The following is an 18,628-nucleotide window of genomic DNA, read 5'->3' on the forward strand; positions in this document are numbered from 1 at the left end:
AGTTTTTGATTACAGCATGTGAAAGAGGAGATGAATCGACGCACGCTCATCGCGGACGAACCGGCTGGCCGTCGCGCATGCGTCCGCTAATACTGGTAATGTAGCGCTCGCCCTGGCGCAGGCCCGACAGCACTTCGATACGGTTGCCGCGCTGCTCGCCTGTACGGATCCAACGAAGCAAGGCCGTGCTGTCCTTCACGACAAAGAGCCCTGTAAGTTGGCCGCGCGTAACAAGTGCTTCCTCTGGCACAGTGAGCGTCTGCTCCACACCAGATGGATGGAGCACTTGTGCGTACATGCCAGACTTTAGGGCGCCCATGTTTTGACGCAGTAGGCGCACCTGTACCTTAAACTGTCGACTTGCATAGTTGCCGGCCGGATCAATTTGCGTGACGACACCGCGGCGTGCTACATTGCCCGCTGCACCCACTTCGACTGTTACCGAGTCGCCCGTAGCGAAGCGATTGATGTCGGCCTCAGGTACCTGCACCACCGCTTTGAGCGCATCCAGCGTCTCAACAACCAGAAGTGGTTGCCCGGGGACGGCTAGCGCGCCCTCCTCGGTGCGCTTGTCTACCACATACCCGGTGATGGGCGCATCGACGGTCGCATACGCGAGCATCTCATTGATCTCGGCGAGTTGGCCGTTCAAAGCCTCAACCTGCGCTCTAGCACGTTCATAGGCCGTTTGCGCATCGTCAAATGCTTTTTTCGTGGCGCTTTTCTGCTTGTACAGCCTCTGAATGCGTTCAAAGTTGATTTTTGCATTCTGGAGCGCGGCCCGCGCTCCCTGCAGTCGAGCGTTCACCTGCCGCTTTTGCGCCTCAAGATTCTCGCTTCGTACGCGCACCAGGGTTTGGCCTTTGCGCACACGATCGCCCGTTTCAACGTTGAGTTCCGTAACGATACCCATTAATTTGGTGGACAAGGGTACACGCTGTGCCCCCTGAATGGTACCCGTGTAACGAAGCATCTGCTGCTGCGCCGTTGCCGTTGCAGCAATGACATCGACAGGTATGGGCGCATCCGCGGAAGAGTCGGGAATGGCCGTGTCGGTGCTGCAGGCCGTGAGGGTGGTCATGAGGCCAAGGGTAAGCGCAACGAGCACAGGGCGGGAATAGCGGAAAACCGTAGGCATGAATGGATCGGATTGGTGTAAGAAAGTCGATACAGGGGCCCAGGAGGCAGTTAGTTGTTGGTTAGGGGCTGCTCGATGAGAAGCTCTAGGCGGTAGACGGCCACGTTATGCTGATAGAGCGCTCGTAAAAGAGCCAGCCGTCGTTCGGCGAGCGTTGCCTCGGCCTGAAGGACATCGGTGGTGCGAGCCATTCCCTCGGCGTAGCGATCGGTACGGATGCGGAGGCTCTCTTTTGCCTGCTCTACAGCTTGGCGCGCCTGCGCAATTCGTTCACGCGCCGTTTCTATAGTTCGCCGTGCTGCCAGAATGTCTACTTCATTTCGCAGCGCTTGCTGCTGCAGGCTAATTTCGGCATGTTGCAACTCGGCCCCGGCTTGTTGTGCCCGACCCACCTGCCGGTAGCCTTCAAATAGGCTCCACGACAGCGAGGCCCCTATCGTGTAGCTGGCACCATGCGTACCCAAGGGCGTGTCGTCGTACCAGCCGTAGGTGCCGCGAGCATTTAGCTTAGGTACGAAGGCCAGCCAACGGGCGCGCACCTGCTCGCGTGCCGCGTCGGCTCGGTAGCGCAGCGCGTCCATGTCTGAGCGGCGCTGGTTGACGGCGTGTATGTCAATGGGAGGAATCGCTACGCCCTCTTGTACAAGTGAGTCTGTGGGAGCAATCTGCACATCGTCACGGATGCCCAACAACAGACGCAGCCGATCGGCCACGTTGCGACGCCGGGCGCGCACGGACGAACGCTGGTTTTCTAGGGCCAGCACACGGACACGTGCTGCCAAGAGATCGGCCCGGTTGATCATCCCCTCATCAAAGAGAGCCTGCGCCTGCTTGACATTAGCGCGAGCGGCACGAAGCGCCGCATCGATAACGGCCAACTGCCGCTCAGTAAGCACCACTCGGTAGTAGCTTTTCTTTACACGAAACGCGACAACAGCCTGTGTGCGCTCTGTTCTCTGGCGTGCTGCGCGTGCGCCTGCTGCCGCAGCTCGTCGTGCAAAGAAGCCATCGATGTTAAGGAGGGGTTGCTCAACTTCCAACGTTGTTGCAAAATTGTCAGTACGTTGCGGGTTATTGAGCGCCCCAACTTGAAAGTCCTGCTGTGTAAATCGCTCTTGCTTCAGCTTGAATCCAAATGCATTGACGGGGTCGGTGGTCGTCCCAAATTGCTCGGCAGCCGTTAGGCGCGGGAGGAAGACGGCTAGAGATTGTCGCTTCTGCGCGCGGGCCGCCTGCTCCTGGGCTCTCGCACTCCGCACAGCAAAACTTTCGGACTGGGCCCGCGATAGGGCGTCACTAAGCGACAACGAAAGAGGCTCCGAAGTATCTGACGTTGGTGCGAAGGGCTGGGCGGTCGCTACCGGTGCGCTGATGCATACGAGCATCCCCACGACCAAAAGCCGTCCCAAAAGATGCCGTATAGAGAAAAGCGATGAGCAGTAACGGTGTCGCTTTATCATCGTGCCAACCATGCAGCTGCGTCGCATTTGATTAAGTAAATTCTTGTGTAAGAATATAATGGAGGGGACTGCTAAGGTTCCTGGAGAATAAAATCTGATCGCTACTACATAAACCCTTCCCTCATGGCGATCTTGAGACGTCTGAGCGACCTGGTATATGCCTCAGTCCCCATCTCAAAATATAAACATTTTATTAAAAAAGAATATAGAGTTGGTTGGCCAATTGCGATGAGGGGGATACAAAAAACAGCCCCGTCCAGCGAATGGACGGGGCTGCGGTGCCTCGGTACGTGAGACGGTGGCGTTACGCCAGATCGAAGCGATCCAGCGTCATCACTTTCTGCCAGGCGCGCACGAAGTCGTGCACGAATTGCTCCTCGGCGTCATCGCTGCCGTACACCTCGGCGAGCGCCCGCAGGCGGGAGTGCGCGCCGAAGATGAGGTCTACGCGGGAGGCCGTCCACTGCACCTCGCCGGTGGCCCGGTCGCGGATTTCGTAGACGTTCTTGCCGTCCTCCACCGCCGCCCACTCGTAATCCATCGAGAGCAGGTTAACGAAGAAGTCGTTCGTCAGCGTGCCGGGACGGTCGGTGAGCACGCCCACACCGCTGTCCTGATAGGTGGCGTTGAGCGCCCGCAGGCCGCCCACCAGCACGGTCATCTCGGCCGGTGAGAGGTCGAGCAGGTCGGCCTTGTCGACCAAAAACTCCTCGGGCTTCCAGTCTTGCGCCGGGTTGTCGGCGAGGTAGTTGCGGAAGCCGTCGGCGGTGGGCTTGAGGGCCTCGAACGAGTCGACGTCCGTTTGCTCTTGCGTGGCATCTACGCGGCCGGGTGCAAACGGCACCTCCACGTCGTAGCCCGCGGCCGCCGCGGCGTGTTCAACAGCGGCATGGCCGCCCAGCACGATCAGATCGGCCAGCGAGACGCGCACGTTGTCGCTGCGCGACGCGTTGAAGTCGGACTGGATGCCTTCCAGCGTTTCCAGCACCGTCTGCAGCTGCTCCGGCTCGTTCACCGCCCAGTGCTTCTGGGGTTCGAGCCGAATGCGGGCGCCGTTGGCACCGCCGCGCTTGTCGCTGTCGCGATAGGTAGACGCCGAGGCCCAGGCGGTCTTCACCAGCTGGGGCACGGTGAGGTCGGTAGCCAGGATGGTTTCCTTGAGCGAGGCAATCTCGTCTGCGCCGATCGTGTCGTAGTCGGCCGACGGCAGCGGGTCCTGCCAGAGCATCTCCTCATCGGGCACCTCGGGGCCAATGAAGCGAACGGGCGGCCCCATGTCGCGGTGGATCAGCTTGTACCAGGCCTTCGCGAAGGATTCCTGGAAGAAATCGGGGTCGTCGCGGAAGTCCTCGATGATGGCCCGATAGTCCGGATCGCGCTTCAGGGCGATGTCGGTGGTGAGCATCATCGGGTCCACGGTGTTCGACGGGTCGTGGGCGTCGGGCACGGTGCCCTTCAGCTCCTCGTCTTTCGGCCGCCACTGCCACGCGCCGCCGGGGCCTTTGTGGGGCTCCCACGCGTAGTCGAGCAGGTTGTTGAGGTAGCCGAGGTCCCACTGGGTGGGCGCTTCGGTCCAGGGCCCTTCAATGCCGCTGGTGATGGTGTCGGCGCCCTTGCCGGTGCCGTGCGTGTTGTGCCAGCCCAGGCCCTGCTGCTCGATGGGTGCGGCTTCGGGCTCGGCCTGCAGATGGTCGTCGGTGCTGGCGCCGTGCACCTTTCCAAAGGTGTGGCCGCCGGCAATGAGTGCGGCGGTCTCCACGTCGTTCATGGCCATTCGGCTAAACGACAGGCGGATGCGACGGGCCGACCACTCGGGATCGGGGGTGCCTTCCGGGCCCTCGGGGTTCACGTAGATGAGGCCCATCACGGTGGCGCCGAGCGGGTTTTCGAGCTCGTCGTTTTCGTTGAACCGGTTCCAGGTCTCCATCTCGTTCTCGGGGCCCCAGTCGACCGAGCCGTCCGGTTTGAAGTCGTCCTCGCGGCCGCCGGCAAAGCCAAACGTCTTGAAGCCCATCGACTCCAGGGCCACGTTGCCGGCCAAGACCATGAGGTCGGCCCACGAGATCTTGCGCCCGTACTTTTGCTTGACGGGCCACAGCAGGCGCCGGGCCTTGTCGAGGTTGGCGTTGTCGGGCCAGCTGCTAAGGGGCGCCAGTCGCTGCCGTCCGCCCGCTGCACCGCCGCGGCCGTCGGTGGTGCGGTAGGTGCCGGCGCTGTGCCAGGCCATCCGGATAAAGAGCGGGCCGTAGTGCCCGTAGTCGGCGGGCCACCAGTCCTTAGAGTCCGTCATGACGGCTTCGATGTCGGCCTTCAGGGCGTCGTAGTCGACCGACTGAAACGCCGCGGCATAGTCGAAGTCGTCGCCCCATGGGCTGACGTTCTGGACGTTCTGGTCGAGGATTTCGAGGTCGAGGCTTTCGGGCCACCACTGGCGGTTGCGGGCCGGGGTGCGCCCTTCCGGGGGCGCGTCCGTCCCATTGTGCATCACGGGGCAGCCGTTCGATTCGCTTGTGTGCTCTGACATATGGCGTGCTTGGTTGAGTAAGGGGTTCTGCGATGTGCGAAGGCTGGCGCCTCGGGCGCTGCTTGAAGGCTCTGCGCGGGCGTGCCCCACGCCGATGGTGCAAACAACGCGTAACACTACAACGGCGGATGCCGCCGTGTGGTGCTTCGCGGCCCACGGAGGGTTCAAAAAGTTATCGCGAAATGTTGCGAGTTGTGCGCCCCGCCGGGGCCCGTCATTGGTGACGGCAATAATCATTAGGTGCTGTCTAAAAGGTCAGCGGCCGAACGCGCCCGCGGCGGAAGCGGTGCTTTTGGCTGAGCGCGCTCCCCACCGGGATTGCAGGCAGCGCCTAGTGCACCTCGCAGGCGTGGGGCACGGCAAAGCCGCCATCGCGCCAGATGAAGGCGTTGCTGGTTTCGTCACGCTCCCAGTACAGCTTGGGGCGCTCGTTGGGATGGTTACCCACCTCGTCCATGGTGTCGGCGTCGTAGAGGCGGCCGCCCACCATCACCTGCTCGATGCTCGTGCTGTTACGGATGTCCGCCAGCGGATTCTTCGACAGCACCAGCAGATCGGCCAGCTTGCCCTCCGTCAGCGATCCAATGTCGTTGTGCAGGCCCAGGTAGCGCGCGCCGCTGAGCGTGGCCGCGCGGAGAGCCTCCATGGGCGTCATGCCGCCCTGGGCAAACATCCACAATTCCCAGTGCGCCCCGAGGCCCTGCAGCTGTCCGTGCGCGCCGAGTTGTACGCCCACGCCACGGTCCCACAGGTCGTTCGCGGAGGCCGCGAGTTGCTTGTGGTAAAACGCCGAGGCCGGGGCCTTCACGCGCCGCCGGGCCCGCGCATCGATGATGGGCCGCGGCGTAAACGTGAGCAGCTTCTCGTTTCTCCAGACGTCGCGCATCTGGTAGAAGTAGTTTTCGCCCCACAGGCCGCCGTAGCCCACCATTAACGTAGGCGTGTAGCGGACGTCGGTGGCTTCCCACAGGCGCAGCACGTCGCGGTACAGCGGCGCAATGGGCAGCGCGTGCTCAATGCCGGTGTGGCCGTCCTGAATCATGGTCAGGTTGTGGAAGAACGTGGAGCCGCCCTCGGGCATCACTAGCATCTCGTAGGCGCGGGCAGCTTCCAGCACCTGTTGCCGCTGGTTGCGCCGGGGCTGGTTGTAGCTCTTTACCGAGAAGGCGCCCACGGCCTTGAGGCGCCGCAGATGCGAGCGGGCGTCGGCGAGGTCATTGATGACCGCCTTAAAGTCGCCGTCGGCGCCGTACAGGATGGTGCCGGTGGAAAAGCTGCGCGGCCCCACCATGCGTCCGGCCTTCACGAGCTCGCTCATGCTGAACACCGTCTCGGTGGTGGCCGACGGGTCGTGCATGGTCGTGACGCCATAGGCGAGGTTCGCGTAGTAGCTCCAGTTGGCTTCCGGAAGAAGGCCCGAGAAGAAATGGTTGGCGTGGGCGTGCACGTCCACCAGCCCGGGCATAATGGTGCGGCCGGCCGCATCGATGACCGTCGTGCCGTCGGGGATGGAGACGTCGGCGGCAGGCCCCACCGCGGCAATGCGATTGCGGTTGATGACGATGGTACCGTTTTCGATGACGCCGTCGCCGGTCCGCGCAGGGTCCATCGTGATGAGGCGCGCGTTGGTAAAGGCCATGCGGCCCGTGGGGCGATCGGTGGGCAGGGTAAGGCCGATGGGCGTTCCCGTCGTGTCGATGGCCGGCAGTTCCTGCGAACGCGCCGCGCCGCCCGCGACAAATGCGAACGTATCCTGCAAATCCCGCGCAAAGTACTCCGGCCCCAGCACCCAGTGCAAGCGCTCGCTATCGGCCGACCAGTGCAGCGCCGTGCCGGCATCGCGCGTCACCTGTTGCACCGGCAGCGCCGTCATGTCTTTGCTCAGCGTGATGGGCCCCGCCGTCGACGGAAACGGCGCGATGTACACGTTGTAGAGGTCGCGAAAAGCCACCCACCGGCCGTCCGGACTCGGCAGCACGGCGTCGACGTACTTCAGGTCGAACAAGGTGCGGAGGCCGCCGCCGTCAAGGCGCACGCTCTGGTACGTTTTGCCAATGCCCCCGCCGCTCAGAAAGTAAATCCGCGAGCCGTCGGCCGAAAATTGCGGCGTGCGGCCGGCTTCCCGAATGAAGTGGCGCGTGCCGGTGGCCACGTCCATCCAGTACAGCCCCGGGGCCACGCCATAAACGAAGCCGAGCATGTTGTTGCCGGTGGCGCGCCGGTACACGACCTTCGAGCCGTCGGGCGAAAACTGCGGGTTGTAGTAGTAGCCGGGGCGCTGCGAGAGCTCACGCGCGTTCGAGCCGTCGGCATTCATCAGGTGGATGCCGCCGCGGGCCGCGTCGTCCCACGTCGTGTACACGATCTGCTGCCCGTCCGGACTGAAGGCCGGATCGTACGCAAACCGGTCGGGCGACGTGAGCGGCTGCGGCGTGCCGCTGGGGAGGGCTTTGCGCCAGAGGCGGCCCACGGCGTGAAAGACGAGCGTCTGGCCGTCGGGCGAGGTCACCGCATCGCGGATCATCTTGGCCGTAAACTGCTCGTTGCCGATGTCGTGGCTAAACGCAACCGCCTCCGTCACGCGCTGCTCCACCTTCGCCTCAAACGGAATGTCGGTTACGGCGCGGGTCTCTACGTTGATTTTGTGGAAGCCGCCCCGGGCGTAAAAGACAATATGCTGGCTGTCGGGCGTCCAGTCGAAATTGGGGTAGACGCCAAAGATGGCCCAGGTTTCCTGCTGATCCTTGGTGAGGCCATCGTAGAGGGCCGCCTCGGCACCCGTCTGCCGGTCGTAAAGGAAGAGGACACTCTCGTCGCGCACGCGCCGCACGAAGGCAATGTAGCGGCCATCGGGCGAAGGTTGCGGCCGCACGGCGCCCCCGGCGCCGGTAATGAGGTTGTCGAGCGCGCCGGTTTCCATGTTGAGCCGGCGAATGACGTAAATTTGGCCGTTTGGATCTTTGTTGTACGCGAACGTTTCGCCAGACGTCATGTCCTCGCTGTAGTACAGGTAGCGGCCGTCGGGGCTTACGGCGGGTTCGCCGGCGTCTTTCTGGTTGGTGCGGCGCTCGGTCAGGCGCACGCCGTCGCCGCCGCTGCGGTGGTACATCCACATCTCGCCCGCGCCCAGCGAGCGGGTGGAGGTAAAGTGTTTGCGGGCGATGAGGTACTGCCCGTCGGGCGTCCACACCGCGTTGTTGAGCAGGCGGAAGTCCGCATCGGTTACCTGCTGCCGGTCGGAGCCGTCGGCTGCCATCGTCCAAATGTTATCGGCGCCGTCGCGGTCGCTGGTGTAGCTGATGCGCGATCCGTCGGGGCTGTAGCGCGGCTGGATTTGCAGTGCGGGGCCACCGGCAATGCGCGTGGCGGTGCCGCCGTCGATGGGCAGCGTGTAGATGTCGCCCAGCAGGTCGAAGACGATGGTTTGGCCGCTGGGATGTACGTCCAGGTTCATCCACGTGCCTTCGGTCGTCGTAAACGTGACCGTCTTCGTCGGCCCGTGGGCCGCGGTAATGTCCCACGTGTCGGCGCCGTCGGGGGCTGGTTGCGCATACGCAGGAGAGGAAAGGAGGAGCAAGCAAGCAGCAACAAGCCAACGCAGACGCATACGAGATACGGATATTAAGGAACAGAAACCGCCCTGAAGGTACGAGCGCGGCCGGGCACCTGCAACCGTGCGGGCTTCGTTGCAGAGCAATCGCACGAGCAATCGTGAATCCGCCCTTTACGCTTTGAGGATGCCATGGACTTTCGGGTGATGCTGCTGCCATTTTGCACATCATTCCTGAACGGCGTGAGGACGCCCCCCAAAGATTGGCGCGATTGCCCTGGGCTTTGATAGCCGCCCCTATGAGCTGCGGGGCTCGGCCGTCCGTGCTCAGTGATCGTCCGAAGCTTCGTCGTCGTGCGAGTTTTGCGCGGGCTGCGCGGCGGCGGGCGTGGTACCTGAGCGCAGCTCCGGGTGGCTTATCTTGCCGCCCTGATTGGCCGCGTAGGCCGCCAAGCCAAACGTGCCAAGGCTGAGCACCAGCGTCGTGACGACAAGGCCGCGGTGCAACAGCTCGCGGCCGCGGCTCATCCACAGCGTAAGCAGCGCCAGAAGGCCCGTCGCGACGCCCGCGTATATCGTGTACTCGCCGGTGCTCTCGTGGGCCTCGATCCACGCGTGCGATACCCCGGCCAGCCCTTCAACAATGTCTTCAGCGCTTTCCCCGCTGTAATAGGCCGCAACGCCCCCCAGCGCGGCAATGACGAGCAGGCCCAGCGCGGCCCGCTGCACCGCAGCCTGGGCACGCAGCAGCCCGTAGGCCAGACCCAGGGCGCCAAACAGCGTACCTAAAATGGGCAAATGGTTCACCATGAGGTGAAGGTGCGCTCCGTTCCACATAGCAGTTGTTCGTGGTTTTGAGAAAAAGCGTCTTCCGTAAGCTTATAGGACACGCCCGGCGCCCGGTTACGCCTCTGCCAAAGATTGGAGGTAGACTGGTTGTAGACAAGCAGCACGGCAGCGCTTTGCCGTGTATGCAGGCTGTAGGGCCAGGCCCCACACCACGTATCTTGCTTTGCGTACAGGGCCTTCGGGGCATACAGGGAAGGATTGAGGGCCGCTGCTGTTAGGTTCAAGGAAGCGTTACAGCATTGGTGCGGTCTCCACTCAGGAGCGCTTGACTTCCCTGGGGGACGTCCGTACCCTACATTGAACCCCAAGGGTCCGTCGCCCACAACCGGCGGCCGGGCCCGCTTCGTATTTGCGCACACAAGCAACACGTTCTTATGGACGAGCAACAGAAAACGGATGTATCGCGCCGTGCCTTTCTGCAACGGATGGGCCTCCTGAGCGTAGCCGGCGCCGGTGCTGGCGTCTTGCTGTCGGCCTGTGGCGGCGGCTCGAAGGACAAAGCCGCTGCGGGTGGCGGTGCTGGCGGTGGACAAGCCGCGGGCGGCGGACAGACGAAAACAGCTGCCGCATCCTGCGACGACCTCTCGGGCCTCTCGGCAAGCGAGAAGAAGATGCGCTCGCAGATGGTGAAGTCGCTGCAGTACGTTGAGAACTCCCCCAACCCGAATAAGAACTGCGCCAATTGTCAGCTCTACCAGCAGGCCGAGGCTGGAAAGAATTGCGGCGGTTGCCAGCTCTTCCCCGGACCGGTCAATCCGCAGGGGTACTGCACCTCCTGGGTGGCTGCTTCGTAAAGCACCCCGCGGCTTCGGCCGCGAACGCGCTGACGTTCACCGCAGCGCTTGGTTAAAACAGATCCACGTAACGGCCGCTCGTGGACGCATCGCGTCTGGGGCGGCCGTATGTGGTACGGGGCCAGATAAATTCGCCGCACGCCCGCGATTATGGGAACGCTTGATCGTGCTGTCGCTTCTACAGTGATGCTACGTCACCTGCTGTCCGTTTACGCACCGTTGTTCCCTAAAGCATGGCTACGCTCACCGAAGAGGCAATGAAGCGGCTGGAGGAGCTCATCGTCCAAGAGATGCCCATCACACGGCATCTGGAGTTCTCCCTGTCGGCTGATGACGAGGCGCTGCGTGCGTCGGCCCCTTTGCAGCCCAACGCCAACCACATGGGCACCGCGTTTGGCGGCAGCCTCAGCATGCTCGCGACGCTTACAGGCTGGGCCATGGCCTATCAGGTGGTGGAGGACATGAAGGAAGACATCCGCCGCCGCGCCGAAATTCTGATACAGGAGAGCGATATTGAGTACCTGAAGCCGGTGTGCGAAAATATTTCGGTGGTGTGCGAGCGCCCCGATGAGGATGCGCTGGAGCGCTTTCGGGAGATGCTGGAGCGCTGGGGCCGTGCGCGCCTCGACCTAAAATGCCGCATCGATGCCGCGGGCGAGCGCGCCGTGACGTTCATTGGACGCTACGTGGCCCTGGCTGAGGACGACGAACGCTAACCCACGATCCCTGCGGATTCGTCTCTTCGCCTTGCGCCCTGTCTATGCCTTCGCCCGTTGTCCCTTCGCGCGCCCAGCCGGCCGACGTGCTTCAGTCGGTGTTTGGCCACGACACCTTTCGGCCGTACCAGGAGCGCATCGTACGTCGCCTGCTTAATGGACAGCATGCGGTTGTTATCATGCCCACGGGCGGCGGCAAGTCGCTGTGCTACCAGCTGCCCGCGCTTATGCGCGACGGCGTAGGCATTGTCGTGTCGCCACTCATTGCGCTGATGGAAGACCAGGTGGCGGCGCTTCGGCAGCGCGGCGTGTCTGCGGCCGTCATCAACTCGGGCCAGTCGACTGACGAGCGCCGGGCGGTGGAGCAGCAGCTCGTAGACGGTACGCTCGATCTGTGCTACGTGGCGCCCGAGCGCATCATGCGGCCGCGCTTTCAGCGCCTGCTGCACTGTGCCACCGTGGCCCTCCTGGCCATCGACGAGGCCCACTGCATTTCGCAATGGGGCCACGACTTCCGCCCCGAGTACCTGCAACTGAGCGAATTGCGGACGGCTTTTCCGGAGGTGCCGTGCATCGCCGTGACGGCCACCGCCGACGCGCCCACGCAGCAGTCCATTGTACAGCGCCTGCACCTCGACGACGACGCGCTGTTCGTGGCGGGCTTCGACCGGCCCAACATCCGCTACACGGTGGTGCCCAAGCGCCGTAACGCCCGCACGCAGCTGCTGCGCTTTTTGAATCGCGAGCACCCGCACGGGGCGGGCATCGTGTATTGCCTCTCGCGCAAGCGGGTGGAGCAGACGGCCGAATGGCTCTCGGCGCAGGGGCGCACGGCCGTTCCGTACCACGCGGGCCTCTCCGATGAACAGCGGGCGGCGCATCAGGAGCGCTTTCTGCACGCCGACGACCTGGTGGTGGTGGCTACGGTGGCGTTTGGGATGGGCATCAACAAGCCGGATGTGCGCTTTGTGGCCCACCTGGATGTGCCGAAGACGCTGGAAGCCTACTATCAGGAGACGGGCCGCGCGGGCCGCGATGGGGAACCGGCGAGCGCGTGGATGGCGTACCGCCTGGCCGACATCGTGCGTATGCACCGCTTCATCGACGACGGCGCCGCTAACGACTTCAGCCGGCGGCAGCATCAGAAGCTGGACGCGCTGTTTGGCTACTGCGAGTCGACCGCCTGCCGCCGCACGGTGCTGTTGGGATACTTCGACGAGACGTACCCGCACGCGCGCTGCGATAACTGCGACAACTGCTTGCAGCCGCCGCACACGTGGCAGGGCACCGAGGCCGCGCAAAAGGTGCTGTCGTGTATTGCGCGCACCGAGCAGCGCTTTGGTGCCGCCCACATCGCCGACGTGCTGACGGGCAGCAACACGAAGAAAATTCGGCAGCATGGGCACGATGCGCTTCCCACCCACGGCGTGGGCGACAACCGGCCGAAGCGCGCGTGGCGATCGATCATTCGTCAGCTGGTTGCCAAGGGGCTCATCCGCGTCGACATGGCCGGGTATGGCGCGCTGCAGCTCGATCCGTCGTGCGCGCCGGTGCTGCGCGGCGAGACGGCGGTGGAGCTGCGGCGGCCCAGCAAAGCGCCGGTGGCGCCGGCGGCCGCCGATAGCGAGCGGCCCTCGCACGGCCCCGAGCGAGACTTGTTCGATGCCTTGCGGGAAACGCGCGCGGCGCTGGCGAAGGCGCAAGAGGTGCCCCCGTACGTCATCTTCCACGACAAAACCTTGTGGGCGATGGTGGAGAAGCGGCCTGCGACGCTGGCGGATTTCCGCCGGTTGCCGGGCGTGGGCGACATGAAGCAAAAACGCTACGGCCCCGACTTTCTGGAGGCGCTGGCAGACTTCTGACCCCTGCGTGCCGATGCCCCGCAGCGCACGTGGGCCGGCCCGCGGGAAAACGAAAAGGCTTCGTAACACCGCTCCGCGGGCATCCAACACGCGGGCCGCGTGTTCATTGAGGGTAACGAGTTGTTATCTGGCCACAATGCGTTCCCCTCTCATGCCAGCACCCAAACGCACGCCCCGCCGGCAGCCCCGGCGCCAACCGAAGCGCACGCCATCTACGCCCTCCACGCCAAGCAGTCCGCCGCGCGTGCCCAACCCGTCGCGGCGCGAGCCTAACACCGAGCCGCAAACGCCCAAGCGGCGCCGAACGCCCGCCCCCCCGCAGCGCTGAATCCGGCGATTCGTTACACCAAAAGGGCCAGGCGGCGGCGCGGACGCGTAACCGCCACGTAGCGCAGGGCGCGCTCTTCCTCGCCGCGGCACGCGCGCAAGTCGCGGTGATCCACAAACACGGTGTCGTAGGTAGAGCCTTGCGCCTTGTGCACCGTACTGGCGTATGCGTAATCGACCCGTGCAAAGCGCTCGCGCAAATCGTAGTACGCAGACCACTTCGAGGGCTCCTCGACCGCTGCTTTGCGGCGCCGGTCAAGTTCTTCCTGAAAGCGCTCGTGCTCTTTCTCGTGCAGCACGTGGGCCGTGCGCGTTTGCGTATCGCCGGGGGCGTGCACCTTCAGCTTCCAGATGGCCCACTCGCTCATGTCGTCGATGGCCACCGTATCGGGCGTCGCCGAGATGACGCGCAGCTCCTCGCTGTTCGTTAGGATGGGCACCTGCTCGTGGTACCACGACTCGCGGGCCACAATCCACTCGTCTTTCGCAAAGCGGGGCGCATCGTCGCCGTAGCGCGCCATGCGGATTTCGCGGTTGTAGCGGCGGACGGTTTTGTTGCGGTACGCCAGCACGCGCGTGTCTGTGGCGGCACCGTCTTCGTGCTGAAAGGCGCGCAGGATGCTATCCAAAAAGCCGGTGCGCCGGTCGGTGATCGCTACGCCCGCGTCGCCGTCGAATGCGCTGCGGAACGGCCCCCCGTCGCCCGCGCGAATTTGGGTGGCCAGCTGCAAAATCGGATTGTCTTTGGCCTGGCGGTGCACCTCGGTGAGGGTGGGGCCGGGGGCCTGCAGGGCCATCGAGTCGTCTTCGTTTACCGGAGGCAGCTGGGCCGGGTCGCCCACAAACAGCCATTGCACAAAGATGGGCGTCTTCTCGATAAACGACCACTCGGCGCGGCCAATCATCGAGGCTTCGTCGACGATCACCACGCCAGCGGTGGGCTCGCGCTCGCGGTCGTCGGGCTCCAGGGCATAGCCGCCCGAGCCGTCGGGGGCGAGGCGCAGCCCCAGAAACGAGTGCACCGTTTGGGCGGGCGCCTCCGTGTGGGTCATCTGCTCGCGCAGCACCTGCACGGCCTTGTGCGTCGGCGCGCACACGTACACGGGACAGTCTTCGGCCATGAGGCGCTCCACAAGGCGGGCGGCCAGGTACGTTTTGCCGGTTCCTGCGTAGCCGCGCAGGCCCGTGAAGCGTTCGCCGCTGGCCAGTCGCTCGTAGACCTCGTCGTACGCTGCCTGCTGATGCTCGGTAAGCCCCATGTGTGCAAGGTGTGTGCTACGCGTGCTGGTGTGCCGGAGCGTCTGTACGTTCGCGCTGCGCCAATCGTTGCAGGTGCGCGCCAAAGCGGCGCATCACCAGCAGATGAACGAGGGCTTGCGTGCTCGTGTACAGCGTCCACGGCAGGCGGGGGGCAAAGTCGTGCACCGCCGCGATGACGCACGACCCGTCCAGCGCGCGCCGAAATTCGAGGCGTCCGCGGCGCTTGGCAGCGGGCGCGGCGAGAAGGCCGCCGGTCACCTCAAACAGTTGCCGTCCCGAGGGGCTACGCGCCGGGTCGAACTCCAGCGTTAGGATGGGCGTGGGGAGCGGGCGCAGAAAAAATCGGCAGACGCGGCCCTTGGTGACCGTGCAGCGCAGGAAGGGCCAGCCGAAGCGCGGCAGCCAGCGGACGTAGGCATTGGCCACGTCGTGGGCGGTGTAGCCGGGCGGCAGCGGCAGGCGTTGCACCGAGCGGGCGCGGCTTTGCGCCTCGATGGCCGCGTCGTCGCGCGCGCGGAGGTCGGCCCGCGGGTTGGGCACCGGGCGGCCCTGGGCATCCACGCACCGTTGCAGTGCGCGCTCGTACGACTCGGCGTCACGCACCAGCCACCGCTGCAGCGGATTGTCGCGCACGGTGGCACCCAGGCGTAGGCTGTCGATGAGCGGACTGACGAGGGCCCACGGGGCGCCGCTAAAGACGCGAACCCACAGCTTGGAGAGCTGCGGCGCGTCGATGGGCACGGTGGCCATGGGGCGCTTGAGGTCCAGCACGCGCGCGCTGCGCTTCAGGAGCGAGCGATACGTCATGACGGTGGGCCCGCCAATGTCGAACACCTGATTTTGGGTGGGTGCGGGCTGGTTGAGCAGGCGGTTGAGTGCGCGCACCACGTCGGGAAGGGCAATGGGTTGCGTGCGGGCCTGCGTCCAGGCCGGCAAAATCATGACGGGCAGGCGCCGCACCAGGTTTAGCATGAGCTCCAGCCACGTGCCGCCGGGGCCTACGATGAGGCCAGCCCGCAGCGTGGTAACGGGCACGCGCCCCGAGGCCAGGGTGCGCTCAATATCGAGCCGGTGTTGCAGCGCGCGCGGGAGGGTGTGGGCGTCGGGAACCAATCCGCCAATGGTGAGGATGTGCTGCACGCCGGCCGCCTCGGCCGCCCGCGCAAAATTGTCGGCCAGCAGCAGATCCAGGTCCGCCGTGCGGCCCTGCGTCATGCGCGACGAAGGCAGCATCGAATGCACGAGGTAGAGCGCGCGGTCGGCGCCCTCCAGCGCCTGCTTCACGTCGTACGGATCGAACAGATCGCAATGCCGCCACGTCACGTGCGGCGTGTCGGCATGCACTTTCGCACGCACCGGCGACCGCGTAAGTGCCAGAAAGCGATGCGGGCCTGCCAGCTCCTCGCGCACGGCCGTGCCCACGAGTCCGCTGGTGCCAGCAATCGCAATGGTCTGGGGAGCGTCGGAAGCGGCTTCAGGAGGCATAACACGTGAACGACGTGAAGGCAATACACAAACTGCTAAGTCCAAAGCGGCTTGAGAGATTCGCACGACCGGCGGTTTCCGGGAGTTCTTACGGACTTGTTGCGCTTGCGCACTTGACGACGGCCGAAAGCAGCGGTTTGCATTCAACAATCAGGCGTAAACAAATCTTTATGTGTTGCAACTAGGAACAGTTGCATGCTTCCATCGATTTATCTGGTTGAGAAAGCGTCAGCGCCCGTGTGGCGTATGGCGTCACATCGATATCCGCAAAAAGATGGGGCATCAGCGATGGCTTCTGCAGCAGACACGTCTCCGAACCTTCGCGTGCGGCGCAGCGACGACCGCGGGTTTTCGGATATGGGGTGGACGGACAACTGGATGACGTTCTCGTTTGCCGAGTATCATGACCCCGACTGGGTCCATTTCGGCCCGTTGCGCGTCATGGTCGAGAACCACATTCAGCCCCACGAGGGGTTTAGCAAGCACCCACACCGCGACGTGGAAATTGTGACGTACGTGGCGTCGGGCACGCTTACGCACGCCGACAACTTTGGGCACACCGCCACGATTACGGCGGGCGAGATGCAACGGATCAGCGCGGGCAGCCGCGGGATGATTCATGCCGAAGAGAACCATCACGATACGGTAGAGCACAACTACCAGATGTGGCTGGTGCCCGACCGGGCCGGCACGACGTTCGCGTACGATCAGAAAAAGTATACGCCCGAGGAGCGGCAGGGCCGGTTTCGGATGTACATCTCACCGGATGGGCGTGGCGAGAGCATGGCCATCAATACCGATGCGTTCATCTACGCCGGCCGCTTTGCGCCGGGCGATGTTGTGACGCACGCGCTGGGCAAAGGCCGCGGGGCCTGGGTGCAGATGGTGCACGGAGCGCTCACGGTATGCGGCACGACGCTGGAGGCGGGCGACGGCGTAGGCATCACCGCCGCCGATCGGCTTGAGTTTCGGGTTGCCGAAGACAGCGAGGTGCTGCTCTTTGACGTGCGGATGGACGTGCCACGGCTGTGGACCTAAGCGCGCCCCGTAGCCGCGCCAACAGGCTTTAGCGCGCCGCCGATTTGATTCCGCGTTCGTACTGGTCGCGGTAGGCGCGCACGGCCCGAAAGATCGCACTGGCGATATAATCGCGGCCCATCTCGCTGCCCAGAAAGCGCGCATCGCTCGGGTTGGTCACAAATCCCGTTTCGACGAGCACCGCGGGCATCGAGGCGCTCCACAAGACGTAAAACCCGGCTTGCTTTACGCCGCGGCTGTGGCGGTTGACCCGGTTGGCAAACTGATCTTCAATGATTTTGGCGAGCTTCTGGCTCTGCCGCATGTAGGCGCTCTGCGTGAGCGTGTACCGCACCAGGGCTTGGCTATCGAAAGTATCGTACGCCGACTGGTTGTCCTCGTACTTGATGACGCTGTTCTCGCGTTTCATCACCTTGCGGGCGGCCTCGCTCTTGTGCTGCCCGAGGAAGAACGTTTCGGTGCCGTGAGCTGAGACAGCGCCGGCCGCGTTCACGTGGATGGACACAAAGAGCTTGGCCTCGGCCTCGTTTGCAATCTTGCCGCGCTTCTTCAGCGGAATAAAGCGGTCGGTGGTGCGCGTGTACACCACGTTGATGCCCAGGCGGTTTTCGATGTACTCGCCGGCCTTCAGGGCAATGTCGAGCACGATGTCCTTTTCTTGGAGCCCGTGGGCTTGGGCGCCCGGGTCTTTGCCGCCGTGGCCGGCATCAATGACGATGGTATCGAGCGCCCAGCGTGCCGCGCCGGTAGACGAGGGGCCGTCGGCGGTGGACGGTGGGGACGGGTCGGGCGAGCGGTCGGCAACGGGGGCCGCGCGGCCTGAGGTGGTCAGGTTGAGCAGAACATCGGATGAGGCGCCGTCGCGGTAGGCGGATGCCCGAACGCGCGCGTCGGGTTTGAGCGTAAAGGTGAGCAGCAGGTGGCCGCCCTGTTCCCGCAGGGTGTAGTCGGCCACGGGGCCCTCGGGCGCAGGTGGCTCGAACGAAGCGGCGCGCCGCGAACCGTACAGGGTCCAGCGCAAGGTGCGGCCGTCGTGGGTGGGGGCGTTGTATGCCGGAATGCCCTCGGGGGCGCGTACTCGGATCACGTAGCCGCGGCCGTCGGAGCGCTCCACAAACGTGAGGTCGGTCACCGGTGCGCGCGCATCGGCCGCCCACGCGGACGCCGCCCACGGGGTGCACACGAGCAAGCATACAGCCAGGCGAGCAAGGAGCGTACGCACAATCATGGGATACAGGCGAGCGAGAAGGGAAGGGGTGCGATGCTACAACCATGCAGTATGCAACACATGCGCCAGAAAGTAAACCCCGCGCGGCCGTCCTGTACGCGGAATCATTGCAAATGCGCATGAACGCACCGTACACCATAGGGAACGGGTCATCCCTGGAAGAGAGGCCTTTAGGTCATGCCTGTGGTGCGCGGTAACCTCCGTAACGGGCCGCTCTTGCTCGTACATGGAGATTGCCACGTCACTCACTCCGTTCGTTCCTCGCAATGACACATAGGTTTTTGCTTTTTTGATCCGCTGGGCGTGCAGTTGGTCAAATCAATCTGAATAGTCATCTGAACTATCAACGTATCGTTTTTGGCTCCGTTCATGCAAGGCCCACGGCCATTGGACAAAG

General features: G+C 64.0%; 13 protein-coding genes. 5 read left to right on the plus strand and 8 right to left on the minus strand.

What is annotated here, in order from left to right; all coding sequences use genetic code 11:
• Positions 1-46: 46 nt before the first annotated feature.
• The 5 genes from SALLO_RS16680 to SALLO_RS16690 all read right to left on the minus strand — a co-directional run bounded on the left by SALLO_RS16680 (position 47) and on the right by SALLO_RS16690 (position 9,509).
• A complete protein-coding gene (locus SALLO_RS16680; RefSeq protein ID WP_022836294.1) occupies positions 47-1,138 on the minus strand; it encodes an efflux RND transporter periplasmic adaptor subunit in 1,092 nt (363 codons plus the stop codon).
• 50 nt (positions 1,139-1,188) lie between these two features.
• Positions 1,189-2,610, minus strand: a complete 1,422-nt coding sequence (locus SALLO_RS18255) for a TolC family protein (RefSeq protein ID WP_022836295.1) — start codon at positions 2,608-2,610, stop codon at positions 1,189-1,191.
• A 292-nt stretch (positions 2,611-2,902) separates the two neighbouring features.
• A complete protein-coding gene (katG, locus tag SALLO_RS0110685) occupies positions 2,903-5,122 on the minus strand; it encodes a catalase/peroxidase HPI (RefSeq protein ID WP_169577924.1) in 2,220 nt (739 codons plus the stop codon).
• Between the two features lie 331 nt (positions 5,123-5,453).
• Positions 5,454-8,729 carry an amidohydrolase family protein gene (locus tag SALLO_RS0110690; RefSeq protein ID WP_040605766.1) on the minus strand — a complete coding sequence of 1,092 codons (3,276 nt, stop codon included), beginning with the start codon at positions 8,727-8,729 and terminating at the stop codon, positions 5,454-5,456.
• A gap of 270 nt (positions 8,730-8,999) precedes the next feature.
• Positions 9,000-9,509 carry a hypothetical protein gene (locus tag SALLO_RS16690; protein WP_022836298.1) on the minus strand — a complete coding sequence of 170 codons (510 nt, stop codon included), beginning with the start codon at positions 9,507-9,509 and terminating at the stop codon, positions 9,000-9,002.
• Positions 9,510-9,895: 386 nt separating this feature from the next.
• Here SALLO_RS16690 and SALLO_RS0110700 point away from each other — a divergent pair, with 386 nt between their 5' ends.
• From SALLO_RS0110700 to SALLO_RS18470, 4 genes are all read left to right on the plus strand, one after another.
• Positions 9,896-10,315, plus strand: coding sequence for a high-potential iron-sulfur protein (locus tag SALLO_RS0110700; RefSeq protein ID WP_022836299.1), 420 nt, complete (start codon positions 9,896-9,898; stop codon positions 10,313-10,315).
• 233 nt (positions 10,316-10,548) lie between these two features.
• Positions 10,549-11,031: a YiiD C-terminal domain-containing protein gene (locus SALLO_RS16695; RefSeq protein WP_022836300.1), complete on the plus strand. Its 483-nt coding sequence runs from the start codon at positions 10,549-10,551 to the stop codon at positions 11,029-11,031.
• Positions 11,032-11,075: 44 nt separating this feature from the next.
• Entirely contained in the window at positions 11,076-12,893 is a 1,818-nt protein-coding gene (gene recQ / locus SALLO_RS0110710; protein ID WP_022836301.1) for a DNA helicase RecQ, read from the plus strand.
• A gap of 151 nt (positions 12,894-13,044) precedes the next feature.
• Complete coding sequence (locus SALLO_RS18470; protein WP_157621407.1) at positions 13,045-13,221, plus strand: hypothetical protein; 177 nt, start codon at positions 13,045-13,047, stop codon at positions 13,219-13,221.
• A gap of 13 nt (positions 13,222-13,234) precedes the next feature.
• Here the strand turns inward: SALLO_RS18470 and SALLO_RS0110715 are convergent, their stop codons facing one another.
• Complete coding sequence (locus SALLO_RS0110715; protein ID WP_028567154.1) at positions 13,235-14,479, minus strand: ATP-dependent DNA helicase; 1,245 nt, start codon at positions 14,477-14,479, stop codon at positions 13,235-13,237.
• 16 nt (positions 14,480-14,495) lie between these two features.
• Positions 14,496-15,965 (minus strand): NAD(P)H-binding protein, encoded by a 1,470-nt coding sequence (locus tag SALLO_RS0110720; RefSeq protein ID WP_028567155.1) that lies wholly within the window; start codon positions 15,963-15,965, stop codon positions 14,496-14,498.
• Between the two features lie 288 nt (positions 15,966-16,253).
• Here SALLO_RS0110720 and SALLO_RS0110725 point away from each other — a divergent pair, with 288 nt between their 5' ends.
• Positions 16,254-17,003: a pirin family protein gene (locus tag SALLO_RS0110725; protein WP_022836303.1), complete on the plus strand. Its 750-nt coding sequence runs from the start codon at positions 16,254-16,256 to the stop codon at positions 17,001-17,003.
• 28 nt (positions 17,004-17,031) lie between these two features.
• Here SALLO_RS0110725 and SALLO_RS0110730 read toward each other — a convergent pair whose 3' ends face one another.
• Positions 17,032-18,231: an N-acetylmuramoyl-L-alanine amidase family protein gene (locus tag SALLO_RS0110730; RefSeq protein WP_022836304.1), complete on the minus strand. Its 1,200-nt coding sequence runs from the start codon at positions 18,229-18,231 to the stop codon at positions 17,032-17,034.
• Positions 18,232-18,628: the final 397 nt, after the last annotated feature.

Origin of the sequence: Salisaeta longa DSM 21114, assembly GCF_000419585.1 — a bacterium.
In the GTDB taxonomy this organism is placed as follows: Bacteria; Bacteroidota; Rhodothermia; order Rhodothermales; family Salinibacteraceae; genus Salisaeta; species Salisaeta longa.

What these genes read in the sequence shown, in the direction of transcription:
- SALLO_RS0110715 (WP_028567154.1), bottom strand. Translation starts at nt 14,479, where the DNA reads ATGGGGCTTACCGAGCATCAGCAGGCAGCGTACGACGAGGTCTACGAG.
- SALLO_RS16695 (WP_022836300.1), top strand. Translation starts at nt 10,549, where the DNA reads ATGGCTACGCTCACCGAAGAGGCAATGAAGCGGCTGGAGGAGCTCATC.
- SALLO_RS16690 (WP_022836298.1), bottom strand. Translation starts at nt 9,509, where the DNA reads ATGTGGAACGGAGCGCACCTTCACCTCATGGTGAACCATTTGCCCATT.
- SALLO_RS0110720 (WP_028567155.1), bottom strand. Translation starts at nt 15,965, where the DNA reads ATGCCTCCTGAAGCCGCTTCCGACGCTCCCCAGACCATTGCGATTGCT.
- SALLO_RS0110730 (WP_022836304.1), bottom strand. Translation starts at nt 18,231, where the DNA reads ATGATTGTGCGTACGCTCCTTGCTCGCCTGGCTGTATGCTTGCTCGTG.
- SALLO_RS16680 (WP_022836294.1), bottom strand. Translation starts at nt 1,138, where the DNA reads ATGCCTACGGTTTTCCGCTATTCCCGCCCTGTGCTCGTTGCGCTTACC.
- SALLO_RS18255 (WP_022836295.1), bottom strand. Translation starts at nt 2,610, where the DNA reads ATGGTTGGCACGATGATAAAGCGACACCGTTACTGCTCATCGCTTTTC.
- SALLO_RS0110725 (WP_022836303.1), top strand. Translation starts at nt 16,254, where the DNA reads ATGGCTTCTGCAGCAGACACGTCTCCGAACCTTCGCGTGCGGCGCAGC.
- SALLO_RS0110690 (WP_040605766.1), bottom strand. Translation starts at nt 8,729, where the DNA reads ATGCGTCTGCGTTGGCTTGTTGCTGCTTGCTTGCTCCTCCTTTCCTCT.
- recQ (WP_022836301.1), top strand. Translation starts at nt 11,076, where the DNA reads ATGCCTTCGCCCGTTGTCCCTTCGCGCGCCCAGCCGGCCGACGTGCTT.
- SALLO_RS0110700 (WP_022836299.1), top strand. Translation starts at nt 9,896, where the DNA reads ATGGACGAGCAACAGAAAACGGATGTATCGCGCCGTGCCTTTCTGCAA.
- SALLO_RS18470 (WP_157621407.1), top strand. Translation starts at nt 13,045, where the DNA reads ATGCCAGCACCCAAACGCACGCCCCGCCGGCAGCCCCGGCGCCAACCG.
- katG (WP_169577924.1), bottom strand. Translation starts at nt 5,122, where the DNA reads ATGTCAGAGCACACAAGCGAATCGAACGGCTGCCCCGTGATGCACAAT.